Origin of the sequence: Pseudomonas sp., from assembly GCF_002796985.1 — a bacterium.
Lineage (GTDB): Bacteria > Pseudomonadota > Gammaproteobacteria > Pseudomonadales > Pseudomonadaceae > Pseudomonas.
The window spans coordinates 1,223,182-1,237,195 of record NZ_PEKX01000007.1 but is presented as its reverse complement, the minus strand read 5'-3'; the positions used below and the strand labels follow the sequence as shown (position 1 = coordinate 1,237,195).

The 14,014-nt window shown below is 64.3% G+C and carries 15 protein-coding genes and 1 tRNA gene; 9 read left to right on the top strand and 7 right to left on the bottom strand.

Annotated elements, in window-relative coordinates; all coding sequences use genetic code 11:
- Positions 1 to 51 precede the first annotated feature (51 nt).
- Positions 52 to 1,719: a POTRA domain-containing protein gene (locus CTR55_RS11550; RefSeq protein ID WP_296286216.1), complete on the top strand. Its 1,668-nt coding sequence runs from the start codon at positions 52 to 54 to the stop codon at positions 1,717 to 1,719.
- 19 nt (positions 1,720 to 1,738) lie between these two features.
- Here the strand turns inward: CTR55_RS11550 and CTR55_RS11545 are convergent, their stop codons facing one another.
- On the bottom strand, positions 1,739 to 2,515 hold the full coding sequence (locus tag CTR55_RS11545) for a spermidine synthase (RefSeq protein WP_296286214.1): 777 nt from the start codon (positions 2,513 to 2,515) through the stop codon (positions 1,739 to 1,741).
- A gap of 400 nt (positions 2,516 to 2,915) precedes the next feature.
- Here CTR55_RS11545 and CTR55_RS11540 point away from each other — a divergent pair, with 400 nt between their 5' ends.
- Together CTR55_RS11540 and CTR55_RS11535 are read left to right on the top strand one after the other, a co-directional pair.
- Positions 2,916 to 4,262: a class II 3-deoxy-7-phosphoheptulonate synthase gene (locus tag CTR55_RS11540; RefSeq protein WP_296286213.1), complete on the top strand. Its 1,347-nt coding sequence runs from the start codon at positions 2,916 to 2,918 to the stop codon at positions 4,260 to 4,262.
- Between the two features lie 130 nt (positions 4,263 to 4,392).
- Positions 4,393 to 5,154: a M48 family metallopeptidase gene (locus tag CTR55_RS11535; RefSeq protein ID WP_296286211.1), complete on the top strand. Its 762-nt coding sequence runs from the start codon at positions 4,393 to 4,395 to the stop codon at positions 5,152 to 5,154.
- A gap of 34 nt (positions 5,155 to 5,188) precedes the next feature.
- Here CTR55_RS11535 and CTR55_RS11530 read toward each other — a convergent pair whose 3' ends face one another.
- The 3 genes from CTR55_RS11530 to CTR55_RS11520 all read right to left on the bottom strand — a co-directional run bounded on the left by CTR55_RS11530 (position 5,189) and on the right by CTR55_RS11520 (position 7,258).
- Entirely contained in the window at positions 5,189 to 6,409 is a 1,221-nt protein-coding gene (locus tag CTR55_RS11530) for a winged helix-turn-helix domain-containing protein (protein ID WP_296286209.1), read from the bottom strand.
- Between the two features lie 60 nt (positions 6,410 to 6,469).
- Entirely contained in the window at positions 6,470 to 6,940 is a 471-nt protein-coding gene (locus CTR55_RS11525; protein ID WP_296286207.1) for a DUF3291 domain-containing protein, read from the bottom strand.
- Between the two features lie 87 nt (positions 6,941 to 7,027).
- Positions 7,028 to 7,258 (bottom strand): DUF1127 domain-containing protein, encoded by a 231-nt coding sequence (locus tag CTR55_RS11520; protein WP_296286523.1) that lies wholly within the window; start codon positions 7,256 to 7,258, stop codon positions 7,028 to 7,030.
- Between the two features lie 97 nt (positions 7,259 to 7,355).
- On the opposite strand from CTR55_RS11520, the gene CTR55_RS11515 reads away from it, so the two are divergent.
- A complete protein-coding gene (locus CTR55_RS11515; protein ID WP_296286206.1) occupies positions 7,356 to 8,207 on the top strand; it encodes a LysR family transcriptional regulator in 852 nt (283 codons plus the stop codon).
- Between the two features lie 3 nt (positions 8,208 to 8,210).
- Here CTR55_RS11515 and CTR55_RS11510 read toward each other — a convergent pair whose 3' ends face one another.
- Positions 8,211 to 8,957 (bottom strand): sulfite exporter TauE/SafE family protein, encoded by a 747-nt coding sequence (locus CTR55_RS11510; protein ID WP_296286203.1) that lies wholly within the window; start codon positions 8,955 to 8,957, stop codon positions 8,211 to 8,213.
- A 105-nt stretch (positions 8,958 to 9,062) separates the two neighbouring features.
- Here CTR55_RS11510 and CTR55_RS11505 point away from each other — a divergent pair, with 105 nt between their 5' ends.
- The 3 genes from CTR55_RS11505 (at position 9,063) to CTR55_RS11495 (ending at position 11,131) form a co-directional block, all read left to right on the top strand.
- Entirely contained in the window at positions 9,063 to 10,019 is a 957-nt protein-coding gene (locus CTR55_RS11505; protein WP_296286202.1) for a LysR family transcriptional regulator, read from the top strand.
- A gap of 61 nt (positions 10,020 to 10,080) precedes the next feature.
- Complete coding sequence (locus tag CTR55_RS11500; RefSeq protein ID WP_296286200.1) at positions 10,081 to 10,530, top strand: MarR family transcriptional regulator; 450 nt, start codon at positions 10,081 to 10,083, stop codon at positions 10,528 to 10,530.
- Between the two features lie 172 nt (positions 10,531 to 10,702).
- Entirely contained in the window at positions 10,703 to 11,131 is a 429-nt protein-coding gene (locus CTR55_RS11495) for an organic hydroperoxide resistance protein (RefSeq protein WP_296286197.1), read from the top strand.
- Between the two features lie 76 nt (positions 11,132 to 11,207).
- On the opposite strand, the gene efp is transcribed toward CTR55_RS11495, so the two are convergent.
- Positions 11,208 to 11,774 (bottom strand): elongation factor P, encoded by a 567-nt coding sequence (efp, locus tag CTR55_RS11490; RefSeq protein WP_296286195.1) that lies wholly within the window; start codon positions 11,772 to 11,774, stop codon positions 11,208 to 11,210.
- A gap of 42 nt (positions 11,775 to 11,816) precedes the next feature.
- Positions 11,817 to 12,944 (bottom strand): elongation factor P maturation arginine rhamnosyltransferase EarP, encoded by a 1,128-nt coding sequence (earP, locus tag CTR55_RS11485; RefSeq protein WP_296286193.1) that lies wholly within the window; start codon positions 12,942 to 12,944, stop codon positions 11,817 to 11,819.
- Positions 12,945 to 13,116: 172 nt separating this feature from the next.
- Here earP and CTR55_RS11480 point away from each other — a divergent pair.
- Both CTR55_RS11480 and oprI read left to right on the top strand, forming a co-directional pair.
- Positions 13,117 to 13,206, top strand: a tRNA-Ser gene (locus tag CTR55_RS11480).
- A 412-nt stretch (positions 13,207 to 13,618) separates the two neighbouring features.
- The gene (oprI, locus tag CTR55_RS11475; RefSeq protein ID WP_017517003.1) at positions 13,619 to 13,870 is read left to right on the top strand and encodes an outer membrane lipoprotei OprI; all 252 of its coding nucleotides are present in this window, start codon (positions 13,619 to 13,621) and stop codon (positions 13,868 to 13,870) included.
- Positions 13,871 to 14,014 lie beyond the last annotated feature (144 nt).

Below are 14,014 nucleotides of genomic sequence, written 5' to 3'. Positions count from 1 at the left end.
CCGCCCACGGCTCCTGGTCCTTTATCGAAGTCGGTCTCATGGAGGAGCCAGATGCGCAAGCTTGCTGTCCTGCCCCTGTTGTTGGCTGCACCTTTCGCCTGGGCCGATCGCCCGATCCAGCTTCCCGGCTCCGATATCGAACAGACCCTGCCCCGCCCCAACCTTCCCGGCGGCGATATTCGCCCCAAGGCCCCCAAGGTCACCGCACCGGAACCTTCGGCCACCCAGCCCGCACAGATTCTCCAGCAACGCATCCGTATCAAGCGCATCGAGCTGGCTGGCGGCAAGCACTACCCCGTCGAAACCTGGAAACCCCTGCTGGAGCCCCTGACCCAGCGCACCATCCAGGTCAGCGAACTGGTGGCCGCCGCCAAGACCATCACCCAGCGCTACCAGGACGACGGCTACTTCATCTCCTTCGCCTACGTGCCCAACCAGGACTTCCGCAACGGCGTCGCGCGGATCGTGCTGGTCGAGGGGCACATCAGCCAGGTTCGCGCGGCCGGCGACCTGGGTGTGCACCAGCAGCGCGTGGACCGCTGGATCGAAAAGCTCAAGGCGGAAAAACCCCTGACCCGCGCAAGCTTCGAGCAATTCAGCGTACTGATGAGCCGCGTGCCCGGCATGCAGATGGCCATGGCGCTCAACCCGCCCACCACCAGCGACGGCGGCGCCGTGCTGGAACTGGCCGGCAAGCAGAAGCGCTTCGATACCGGGATGAACCTCGACTCGCGCCGCGGCGAGCAGCGCGGGCTGTTCAATGCCGAGGTGATGTCAATGCTCGGCTGGGGCGAGCAGCTGCAGTTCAGCTACCTCTATCCGCCGGGCGACGACCACGAGCATTACCGCGCCTGGAACTACAGCCAGTTGCTGAACGACAACGGCCTGCAGCTGCTGGCCGGCTACAGCAAGTACAACTCGCGCCCCGGCGAAAACCTGCGCCTGGCCAGCGGCCTGGAGTTCGAGCGCAAGCGGCAGAACGAGCGGGTCAGCGCCGGCCTCGGCATTCCGCTGGTACTGCGCCGCGACCTGACCTGGGACCTCAACCTGCGCGGCTACACGGTCAACGACACCAGTACCTACGATCTGGTCTATCCGGCCATCCCCTTCCGCATCGAGCAGAAGAGCAAGCTGCGCGTGGTGGGCATCGAAAGCGTCGTCCAGCAGTTCGCGGAAAAGCGCGTGCGCGCCGGCAGCGTGGCGGTCTACCAGGGGCTGAACGGCATGGGCGCGGAAGCGCCGGAGCCGATCAAGAAGAACTTCACCCGCCTGCTCGGTTACGGCGCGCAGCAGGACCAGTTCGGCTCCAACTGGCAGGGAGTGGTGAGTGCCGCCTTCCAGTGGAGCGACGACGTGCTGCCCGACTCAGAGCAGGTCACCTACGGCGGCGGCAACTTCGGCCGCGGCTACCCGGACGACCAGGCCAGCGGCGACAAGGGCTGGGGCGCCTCCTACGAGGTGAACTATTCGTTCCTGCGGCAAAGCGTGGTGCTCAACCAGATCCAGCCCTACTTCGTCGTCGACACCGCACGCACCCGATACAACCAGGACGGCCTGAGCGAAGGCAAGCTCGGCTCGGCGGCGCTGGGTGTGCGCCTCTCCAACCGCAAGCACTACCTGGTGTCGATGGAAGTGGCCAAGCCCTTCGGCGACCGCGCGCTGGACAACAACGAACGCAGCCCGCGACTGAACTTCGCCTTCAGCTACCAGATTCCGTGAAGGATTCCCCTGCGGAGAGTCACTGCGCCGGGCGCAGCGACTCGATATAGGTCCGCAACGAATAGCCCAGCTTCGGCTCAAGCTGGCCGACGCGCTTCTTCAGGCCGCGCAGGTTGAGCTTCTGATCCAGCTCGGCAGGGACGAAGACAATCACGTTGCCCTCGGGCACCGGGCACTCCCAGTAATGCCGATGGAAGCGCCCGCGCAGCAGCGCGGCACCCAGCGGCCGGCCATCGTCGGTGCTCCACTGGTTGATCACCAGCCAGCCGCCCGGCCGCAGGCGCTCGCGGCAGGCACCGAGAAAATCCCAGCCGATATGCGCTGGCGCAGGCCCGGTGTCGGTGTAGAGATCGAGGAAGATCAGGTCCGCCGGCTCACACTCGGCCAGTTCCTGCACGGCGTCGCCGATGCGCAGGTGCAGGCGCTCATCCTCCACCAGCCCCAGGTGCTCGCGGGCCAGACGCGGAATGGACGGGCGCAGCTCGATGGCTTCCACCTCCTCCAGCGGCAGGTACTTCAGGCAGGCCTGGGTCAGGCTACCCGCGCCAAAACCGAGGAAGAGCGCGCGGCGCGGGCGCGAATGACACAGCGCGCCGACCAGCATGGCGCGGGAGTAGTCGTACTCCAGCCAGCTGGGGTCATCCATCAGCACACAGCTCTGCTCAACTTCGTCGCCGAACTCCAGGTAGCGAAACGCACCGCTTTCCACGACGCGGATCACGCCGAAGTCATCGCGTTCCTCGGCGATCAGCCGCTCTTCGCTCAGCAGCTCTTCCGTCAGCAACTCCTCGGTCATGGCCGGCTCCAGCAAGGAGCGGACATGACAAAGCGGTCCGCCAGGAACGGCGAACGGCACGGATTGCCATTGAAATACAGGGGCTCGCGCACGCAATAATCCTTGAATCAAGACGGCCAACCGCGACCGCCCGGTCGGTAAGGCCGCAAGAATAACAGCCCAAGAGGCACAACCGAGCATGCCCCCGCGCAACACCCTTCGCGATTCAGCCGAACGAATCTCCGTCCCGCCGACATTCCAGCACCCGTGCGCCCCCGCGTGCTGCGCAGGCGGCTGATCGTCATCCAGAGTTCCCCTGGACAAGGATGTCCCCCCTCTTTGCACGCCAGCGATCACGCGCGGGGCAAAAGCCGAGCTGATACCATGGGCGGATACCGTCCACAGCCGCGAAGACCCGCCGATGAGCCTGCCCTGGAGCCCCGATAGCTGGAGAAGCAAGCCGATCCAGCAACAGCCCGCCTACCCCGACGCCAACCGCGTGAGCGAAGTCGAGCGCACCCTGGCTGGCTTCCCGCCGCTGGTGTTCGCCGGCGAGGCGCGCGAGCTGCGCCGGCAGTTCGCCGAGGTCACCGCCGGCCGTGCCTTCCTGCTGCAGGGTGGCGACTGCGCCGAGAGCTTCGCCGAGTTCTCCGCAGCGAAAATCCGCGACACCTTCAAGGTGCTGCTGCAGATGGCCGTGGTGATGACCTTCGCCGCCGGCTGCCCGGTGGTGAAGGTCGGGCGCATGGCGGGGCAGTTCGCCAAGCCGCGCTCCTCCGGCGATGAAACCATCGGCGGCGTGACCTTGCCCGCCTACCGCGGCGACATCGTCAACGGCATCGGCTTCGACGAGAAGAACCGCGTACCCGACCCCGAACGCCTGCTGCAGGCCTACCACCAGTCCACTGCCTCGCTGAACCTGCTGCGCGCCTTCGCCGGGGGCGGCTTCGCCGACCTGCACCAGGTCCACCAGTGGAACCTGGACTTCATCGCCAACTCGGCGCTGTCCGAACGCTACCAGCAACTGGCCGCGCGCATCGACGAGACCCTCGCCTTCATGCGCGCCTGCGGCCTGGACACCGCGCCGCAGCTGCGCGAGACCAGTTTCTTCACCGCCCACGAAGCGCTGCTGCTGAACTACGAGGAAGCCTTCATCCGTCGCGACAGCCTCACCGGCGACTGGTACGACTGCTCGGCGCACATGCTGTGGATCGGCGACCGCACCCGCCAGCTCGACGGCGCCCATGTGGAAATGCTCCGCGGCGTCGGCAACCCCATCGGCGTGAAGGTCGGCCCCAGCATGGACAGCGAAGAGCTGATCCGCCTGATCGACCTGCTCAACCCGGACAACGACCCCGGCCGCCTCAACCTCATCGTGCGGATGGGCGCGGACAAGGTCGGCGACGGCCTGCCGCGCCTGATCCAGACCGTGCAGCGCGAAGGCAAGCAGGTGCTGTGGAGTTCCGACCCCATGCACGGCAATACCATCAAGGCCTCCAGCGGCTACAAGACCCGCGACTTCGCGCGCATCCTCACCGAGGTCCGGCAGTTCTTCGAAGTGCACCAGGCCGAAGGCAGCTACGCCGGCGGCATCCACATCGAGATGACCGGGCAGAACGTCACCGAATGCATCGGCGGCGCCCGGCCGATCACCGAGGATGGGCTGAGCGACCGCTACCACACCCACTGCGACCCGCGCCTGAACGCCGATCAGTCGCTGGAGCTGGCGTTCCTGATCGCGGAAACGCTGAAACAGGTCCGTCGCTGAATCCGACGCGGACCTCAGAGCAGTCCTAAAACCACTTCCCGCAATTGACGCTGCCGGGGCGGCTGCCTAAGGTGGCGCCCCGCGCGGCAGCCGCCGCGCCATGGAAAACCGTCAACCAAGGAAGATTCCGATGCAACTGCACCGCTCCCTGCTCGCCCTGCTGATCGGCGCCAGCGCCACCCTCTCCGGCTGCCAGAACATGAACACCGACAGCCTCGTGCAGTCCGGTATGATGGCCATGAAGGCGGCCACGCTGAGCGACGCCGAGATCAAGCAGGTCGCCGACGAAGCCTGCGCCAAGCAGGACGCCGAAGCGCAGATCGCGCCGGCCTCCAGCCCCTACGCGCAGCGCCTGGACAAGATCGCCGCGGCCCTGGGCAACCCGCTTACCGGCACCTCGATCAGCTACAAGGTCTACCTCACCGACGACGTCAATGCCTTCGCCATGGCCAACGGCTGCGTGCGCGTTTATTCCGGCCTGATGGACCTGATGAACGACAACGAAGTGGAAGGCGTGCTCGGCCACGAGATCGGCCACGTTGCCCTGGGCCACATCAAGAAGGCCACCCAGACAGCCTACGGAACCGCTGCCGCACGCTCCGCCGTGGCCGCCTCGGGCAATGCCACCGTGGCCGCGCTGTCGCAGTCGCAACTGGGCGAGATCGGCGAAGCCCTGGTCAATGCGCAATTCTCCCAGTCGCAGGAGTCGGCCGCGGACGACTACTCCTTCGACCTGCTGAAGAAGCGCAACATCCCGCTCGAAGGGCTCGCAACCGCGTTCGACAAGCTGGCCAAGCTGAGCGGCGGCAAGGAAAGCAGCATGTTCGACTCCCACCCCGGCTCGCAGCAGCGCGCGGACCACATCCGCCAGCGCATCGCCAGCGGCAAGTGATCCCAGGCGGGCCTCTTCGGAGGCCCGTTTCTTTTCAGGCCTGCGCCAACAGGCCCTGCAAACGCAAGCCGGACGGCCGCCGGCAGTTCACCGCCACCCGCTCCAACCCCAGCCAGCTCGCCATCTCGCCCAGTTGCTGCGCCAGCGCGACGCGCCCCTCTTCGCCCAGCCCCTTTTCCTCCTCGTGGACGGCATGCACCACCAGCTTTCCGGAAGCGCGATCGGAGCGCAGATCAACCCGTGCGGCCAGGTGTTCGTCGAACAGGAACGGCAGCACGTAGTAGCCGTAAACCCGCTTGTGCTGCGGCGTGTAGATCTCCAGGCGGTAGCGGAAGTCGAACAGGCGCTCGGTGCGGGCGCGCTCCCAGACCAGAGAATCGAAGGGCGAGAGCAAGGCACTGGCGCGCACCTTGCGCGGAATCACCGGGTCCGCCAGGCAGTAGGCCGGCGCCTGCCAGCCCTGGACCTGCACTGGCAACAGCTCGCCGGCCTCCAGCAACTCAGCCAGCCGCGCCTTGCTGTCGGCAGGGTCGAGGCGGAAGTAATCGCGCAGGTCCTTCTCGGTAGCCACGCCCAGCGCCTGTGCCGAATGCAGCAGCAACTGGCGCTGCGCCTCGTCTTCATCCAGCTCGGGCTGCCGCAACAGGTCGGCGGGCAGGACTCGCTCCGGCAAATCGTACAGACGCTCGAAACCGCGCCGCCCGGCGACCGTCACCTCGCCCGCAGCGAACAGCCACTCCAGCGCGTGCTTCTCGTCGCTCCAGTCCCACCAGGGGCCGGCGCGTTCTTCGCGGGTAGTCAGGCTGCCGGCACCCAGCGCGCCCTGCTCGCGCACGGCATTGAGTACCCGTTGGATCACCGGCTGCTGCTCACGCCCGAAGCGTGCCAATTGTTGGTAGATGCCACGCCCTTCCGCCGCGCGGCGCATGCGCCAGCGCATCAGCGGATAAAGCTCCAGCGGCAGCAGAGAAGCTTCATGCCCCCAGTATTCAAACAGCCGACGATGCCGCCCGCCGCTCCAGGCCGCCTCTTCCAGCAAGGTCGGCGCGTAGTTGCCCAGGCGCGAGAACAAGGGCAGGTAGTGTGAGCGCACCAGCGCGTTCACCGAGTCGATCTGCAGTACGCCCAGTCGTTCCAGCAGGCTGCGCACATGACGGCGCTGCACCTCACCGCCGGGCTTGCGCAGGGTAAAGCCCTGGGCCGCCAGGGCGAGGCGGCGGGCCTGCTTGAGGGACAAGGATTCGACGGTCGGCATCGTGGACTCCAGGGCTGGGCAAGCCCTAGAGCCTAACGCCAATCGCAGCGCCTGGCTGCATCAGGCGGGTTCGCCCAGTCGCTCGGGCATCGGGAAGGGCCGGGCGAAAGTGAACACGTCCGCCGAAGGGCCTTCCAGTCGCAAACGCTCCAGACGCTCGCGGGCCATCGTCACATCGGGCAGTTGACCATCGGGCAGCCACCAGAGCGCGAGGCTCGGCGACGACAGACGCTCCATCCACTCGCGCTTACTGCGCAGCACCTGCAGGTGCTCGCCGGCATAGACGTAGTCCTTGAGCGCCTCCACCGACTCCCACACCGACAGGTTGACGATGATCAGCGGGTCGTCGAAGACGCGGATGGCAGTGGCGTCGCCCTCCTCCGTCTGTAGGCGCCAGATGAAGCCTGGGCTGCGCTCGGCGAGGGCGTTGATGTAATCGAGCTGGTCGACAAAGCCCTTCATCAGCGGGTGACCCAGCGGGGCGCGGGCCTTGGCGATGTTGACCTGGGCGAGGTGGTAATGGGTGGACATGGGCTTCCTTGTCATCTTGCGGGTCATGGGCCTGATCAGACTTGCAGGAGCGGGCGGCACGACGAGGGTCCATGCCGCCCGGCGGGTTCAACGACGGACATAGTCCATCCAGAACGGGCGCTCGACTTCCTGCTGGATATCGGCACGACTCAGGCCGATGTCCTTGAGCGCCTCATCGCTCATCGATGCCAGCTCATGGCGCTGGCGGGCCAGTTCGTGCCAGTGCAGGACACGTTGCATGGCGCGCTTCCACAACGGCGCGGCCGGCACTTTATGCACATGGTAGGACGCTGCTACGAAACCGAGTTGACCTTTCATCATGCTTCCCTCCCTGTGGGGTTGGATGCAGTTTCAGGCTCGCGCTAAGATCAATCCAACGAATCATTCTTATGCGACCCATCTCGGAGATTGATGAATGAGCAGCTTCCCCAGCATCGACAGCGAACTGCTGCGCACCTTCGTCGCCATCGCCGACCACGGCGGTTTCACCCGCGCGGCCGAGATGGTCAACCGCACCCAGTCGGCGGTGAGCATGCAGATGAAACGCCTGGAAGAAGACGTGCTCGAGCGCAGCCTGTTCGAGCGCGAAGGCCGCCAGGTGCGGCTGACGCCGGAGGGGCAGATCCTGCTGGGCTATGCGCGGCGCATCCTGCGGTTGCAGGGCGAGGTCTTCAACACCTTCCGCCAGCCGCATATGGTCGGCTCGGTGAAGATCGGCACGCCGGACGACTACGTGATGCGCTTCCTGCCCAGCATCCTCTCGCGCTTCGCCGAGGCTTACCCGCTGGTGCAGGTAGAGGTGCACTGCGATTCGTCCGCGCAGCTGCTGATGCGCAACGACCTGGACCTCTCCATCGTCACCCGTGAGCCAGGCACCGAGATCGGCCAGTTGCTGCGCCAGGAATCCTTCGTCTGGATGGCCGCCGAGAGCTTCTGCCCGCAGGACCAGCGCCCGCTGCCCCTGGCAATGTTCAACAGCGCCTGCTTCTGCCGCGCCTGGGCCTGCAATGCCCTTGAGGCAATGGAGGTGGACTACCGCATCGCCTACAGCAGCCCGAGCCTGTCAGCCCTGTTCGCGGTGGCCAGCGCCGGGCTGGCGGTGACCGCCCAGTTGCGCAGCCTGCTCACCGGCAACCTGCGCATCATCGGCGAGGACGAGGGACTGCCAGTGCTGCCAAACGCCAGCATCGTGCTGCTGCGCGGGCAGAAGATGACGCCGGTGACCGACAAGCTGGCCGAGTACATCGTCGAAGGGTTCCGTTCGTAAGACTCAACGCACCGCCAGCAGCGCCGCGCAGACGATCAGGAAAGCGCTGAAAGCCATGCGCAGCTGGCGCTCCGGCAGCACATGAGCCAGGCGCACGCCCCAGGAAATGCTCACCAGCCCGCCCAACGCCAGCGCGCTGCCCATGTGCCAGTCCACGTGGCCGTGCAGCGCATAGGTCGCCAGCGCCACGCCCGTGCTGGGCGCCGCCAGTGCCAGCGCGAGGCCCTGGGCGATCACCTGGGTCAATCCAAAAATCGAGGTCAGCACCGGCGTCGCCAGTACACCACCACCCACGCCGAACAGCCCGCCGAGAGAACCAGCCCCCAGCCCCAGCACGCCCATCCACGGCAAGCCGTAGCGAGGCGTACTGCCGCCCTGCGGCACGCGCTGGAACAGGCGCACCAGCAGATACAGCGCCAGCAGCACGAGGAAGACCACGAAGGCTGTACGCATGCTGCGGGCATCCAGGTTCACCGCAATGCTGGAGGCGAAGAACGCGCAGACCAGACCGGTCAGCGCCAGCACGCCGGCCTGGGCGAAGTCGATGCGGTTGCGCTGGTGGTAACGCCAGATCGCCAGCAGCACGTTCGGCACCACCATCACCAACGCGGTGCCCTGCGCCAATTGCTGATCCAGCCCGAACAGCACGCCCAGCGCCGGAATCGCCAGCAGCCCGCCACCGATACCGAACAGCCCACCGAGGCTGCCCAGCACGACGCCGAGCAGAAAGTCCAAAACCAGGTCCCACATGACGCACCTCCACCACAGTGCATCCATGCTAGAAAAACTCGGCTGGATGGGAAACGCAAAGCGCAGCACAATGGTTTTGCCATTTCTGCACAGCCTTGACGCGCCATGAACCCTTCCAGCCTCGAAGAGCAGCTCGACCTCTACCTGGACGTGCTCGACAACGGCAGCTTCTCCGCCGCCGCCCGCCTGCGCCAGCTCACACCCTCGGCGGTGGCGCGACGCATGGACACGCTGGAACAGGGATTGGGCTCGACCCTGCTGGTGCGAAGCACCCACAGCGTGCGCGCCACACCGGCGGGCCTGGCGTTCGCCGAGCGGGCAAGGCGGATCGTCAGCGAACTACGCCAGGCACGAGCGGAAGCGGTATCCCTGAGTACTGCACCGGAAGGCCTGATCCGCATCGACGCTCCCGTGCCTTTCGGCCGCCGCCACCTGGCCCCGGCGCTGGCGGACTTCCTCACTGCCAACCCCGGCCTGGACGTGCAACTGCGGCTGATCGACAGCTTCACCGACACCCGCGGGGAAAACCTCGGCCAGGTCGACCTGGTCCTGCGCATCGGCACCCTGCCCGACAGCCGCCTGGTAGCCACCCGCCTGGCGCCCATGCGGCGGATCGTCTGCGCCAGCCCCGCTTATTTGGAGCAGCACGGCAGACCTACATCGCCCCTGGAGTTGCCGGAACATATCGGTCTCGACTGGGAGGGCCTGGCGCCGCCGCTGGCGTGGCGCTTCCTCATCGACGGCAAGCTGCAGCACCTGCGGCCGCGCCGGCTGCGCATGACCGCCAACAATGCGGAAACGCTGGTGGAAGGCGCGCTGCAAGGAATTGGACTGGCCCACCTGCCGACCTGGCTGTGCAGCGAATACCTGATCAGCGGCGAACTGCTACCGATGTTCTGCGAGAGCGGCCTTCCAGAGCCTGAGCCCGGCGTGGTCCACGCATTGCGCCTAGAGCGCGGCACACACCCGCGCAGCGAACGGCTGCTGGCCTTCCTGCTGGAGCGTTTCGGCTTCCCACCGCCCTGGGATGCCGCGCTGGCGGAAGCGCTGTCCAAGAATTAACCGCCGCGCTAAATTAAGGCGTAATCACCTACTCGCTGCGAGCGCCATCCGGGAGCACGTCATGACCCAGTCCGATCCGACCTGCAAAGCACTCAAGCTCGATAACCAGCTGTGCTTCGCCCTCTACTCCACCTCCCTGCAGATGACCAAGGTCTACAAGCCCCTGCTGCAGGAGTTGGGCCTCACCTACCCGCAATACATCGCCATGCTGGTGCTGTGGGAAGAAGACGGTATCACCGTGGGCGAGATCAGCTCGCGCATGCTCACCGACCCCGGCTCCCTCACGCCGCTGCTCAAGCGTCTGGAGGCCGAGGGCCTGATCACCCGCACCCGCAGCCAGGCGGACGAACGCGTGGTGCAGTTGCGCCTGACCGACAAGGGCCGCGAATTGCGCCGACAGGCGGAGAGTATTCCGGCCTGCATCCTGGCCAGCAGCGGTCTAACGTTGGACAGTCTGAAGCGCCTCCAGGAGGAGCTCGTGGACCTGCGCGGACATCTGCAAGCCCCGTAATCCGGGGCTTATGCCAAGGCTGCAGGTTCTTTAGTCAGAAATCTTCCAATAATTATCTTGCGCACAAAATTAAATCGAACTAACTTTCATCTCACGAACTGCTTAGCGCACAAGACTTTAAGCAGCAAGACATTTCCAACCAGACACACCTGACAGCGAATCGGAGACCACCATGCAAACCATCAAAGCCCTCTACACCGCCACCGCTACCGCCACCGGAGGCCGTGATGGCCGCGCCGTTTCCTCGGATGGCATCCTCGACCTGAAACTGAGCACCCCGCGTGAACTGGGCGGTGCGGGCGGCGAAGCCACCAACCCGGAGCAACTGTTCGCCGCCGGCTACTCGGCCTGCTTCATCGGCGCCATCAAGTTCGTCGCCAGCCAGAGCAAGAAGCAGATCCCGGCGGACGCCTCGATTACCGGCAAGGTCGGCATCGGCCAGATCCCCGGCGGCTTCGGCCTGGAAGTAGAGCTGAACATCAACCTGCCGGGCCTGGACCAGGCCGAGGCCGAAGAGTTGGTCGCCAAGGCCCACCAGGTCTGCCCCTACTCGAACGCCACCCGCGGCAACATCGACGTGCGCCTGAACGTCAGCGTCTGATTGCCCTCTGGCCAACCAAAACGCCAGAAACGAAAAAGCCCGGCATCTGCCGGGCTTTTTGTGTCTCGGGTCAGGCTCAGGCCTTGACGCGGGACTTGTACTCGCCAGTGCGGGTATCGATCTCGATCGAGTCGCCGATTTCGCAGAAAGCGGAAACCTGGACTTCAGCACCGTTCTTCAGGCGAGCGGTCTTCATCACCTTGCCGGAGGTGTCGCCACGAACGGACGGCTCGGTGTAGACGATTTCGCGAACGATGGTGGTCGGCAGTTCTACGGAGATGACTTTCTCGTTGTAGAAGACCGCTTCGCAGACGTCGCTCATGCCGTCTTCGATGAAGGTCAGCACGCCTTCCAGGTCAGCCTTTTCGATCTCGTACTGGTTGAACTCGGTGTCCATGAAGACATACAGCGGGTCCGCGAAGTAGGAGTAGGTCACTTCCTTGCGATCGAGGATGATCGGCTCCAGCTTGTCGTCGGCCTTGAACACGGTCTCGGTGCCAGCGCCGGTCAGCAGGTTCTTCAGCTTCATCTTGACGACCGCAGAGTTACGGCCGGATTTGTTGAACTCGGCTTTCTGGATCACCCAGGGGGTGCCATTGATGTTGGCAACCTGGCCAGCGCGGAACTCTTGTGCGGTTTTCATACGATTATCCGATTGGATTGGAGACAAAAATCAGGGGCCATATCATAGCCAATTTGTATAAAAACGCACCAGCCCCGCAGCAAGATCGGTTTGTTCGCTCAGACGTCGCTGCCAATTGCCAATCCACCCAGCCCATTCGGGCAGCCGGTTTTCCAACTTTCGCCATGTTGCCCCCACGTCACCCTGGCCGTTCCAGGCTTGCCAGAATTCGCCCAGTGCCTCCCGCAGCGAGTCGTCCATTCCCGCACCGAACCGAGCCAGGAATGCCTCCAGCTTCTCCAGGTGAACGCTCTCGTCCTGCTGATAGATGTGCCACACGAACGGCCGCCCCGCCCACTGTGCGCGCACGAACGAATCCTCGCCACGCACCGCGTTGAAGTCGCAACTCCAAAGCAGCCGGTCGTAGTCTTCCTGACGTACGAACGGCAGCACCTGCACCCGCAGGGCATCGCGCGGGTACTGCTCGCCGACGCTCAGCGCTCTTCCCGCCCAGCGCTCGACGTCGGCAAGCACCCTCCCCTCGGGCACCAGCAGCAGGGTTGCGGTGGCGCTCGCGGCCAGCGCATCCAGCCAACTGCCCAGCGCGGCATTTTCATAGGCGAACAACGAGATGCGCCGCTCATGGGCCTGCGGGTGCACGCCCAGGCTTTCCAGGAAGCCTAGGCTGAGCGCTGGATCGGCCTGGAAGGCGTCACGCCGGGCAAGCAGATCGCTCTCGCGCAGCAGCCCCCCTGTCGCCGGAGTGAAACCGGGGAAATAGAAGTACTTCTGCAAGCCGCTGACCTGCATCGACGGCAGCCCATGGCAGGATTCCACCCAGGACTCGGCGCTGAGGTATTCCAGGTTCAGCCAAAGGGAAGGTGTCTGGCGCCGCGTCATCGCTTCTATATAGGCGGCCGGCATCTCACAGGCGAAGGCTTCGATCACCACGTCCGCTGCGGGAGTGTCCTGCCAGGGCTTGGGCCACAGGCAAACTTCCACACCCGATTGCCGCTGCGACGCAGCCGCGCCATCGGCTGCCGGGCAGATGCGCACGAAAGCCGCCAGGTCGTCGACCCATAGCCTCACCTGCTGCCGATGCTCTGCGGCCAGTTGGCGGGCCAGCCGCCAGGTGACGCCAATATCGCCATAGTTGTCGACTACGCTGCAGAAGATGTCCCAGCTGGCCATGCGCTTTCCTACGTACCAGAGCGTGTTTCAGAAGGCGCCAGTGTACCCGCGATCCGCCTTTGCTCCTTAAGCCGATGAATCCGTTGGGAAAAATTTTAAAAAAACATTTGCCAACCCGGAAGCCTTTGAGTAAAGTGCGCGCCTCGACAGACACAGCGCTGTCGAGAAATCTGGTGAGGTGTCCGAGCGGTTGAAGGAGCACGCCTGGAAAGTGTGTATACGAGAAATCGTATCGAGGGTTCGAATCCCTCCCTCACCGCCAGATTCATGAAAAAGCCCGGCTAAGCAATTAGCCGGGCTTTTTCGTTTTCCGCTTCACACTTTCTTCACTCGTTGCGGCCTTGTTGCAAGTTGTCAGTTGGACAAATGCGCAACGGCGATTAAACAGTTGTTCGACCATTGACGACAGTCATCTGACAGCTTGGTTCCGCGGGCCGGAAGCCTATCTCAGTCCCTTCCTGACACCCTCTGGAAACACTCCTTTGCCAGATTGGACAGTTTTTGCCCAAATCGGCCTCGCATAACTGCGAAGAGCAGCCTTACATGAAAAAAAAGTGCCGTACTTGCGCTTGGTCAGTTTACTTACTACAAGTAATGGGTACTATGTAGTCCGGCTAATTTCCCAGTCATGGGAGATTGCTTTTAATGGAAATGTCCACCTTAAGGGGAACACGATGAACAACGTTCTGAAATTCTCTGCTCTGGCTCTGGCTGCTGTTCTGGCCACCGGTTGCAGCAGCCACTCGAAAGAAACCGAAGCACGTCTGACCGCTACTGAAGACGCCGCTGCTCGCGCTCAAGCCCGTGCCGATGAAGCTTATCGCAAGGCTGACGAAGCTCTGGCCGCCGCTCAGAAAGCCCAGCAGACCGCTGACGAGGCTAACGAGCGCGCCCTGCGTATGCTGGACAAAGCCAGCCGCAAGTAATAGATCTTCGGATCTGTTAGAAAAAGCCGACCCTTCGGGGTCGGTTTTTTTATGCCCGCAGTTTGTCTCCACAGCAAAGCAGGCCGGCAACAAAAAGCCCGCTCGACCAGTCACGGCCAGCGGGCTCCTTGATTGCGCGCTGCT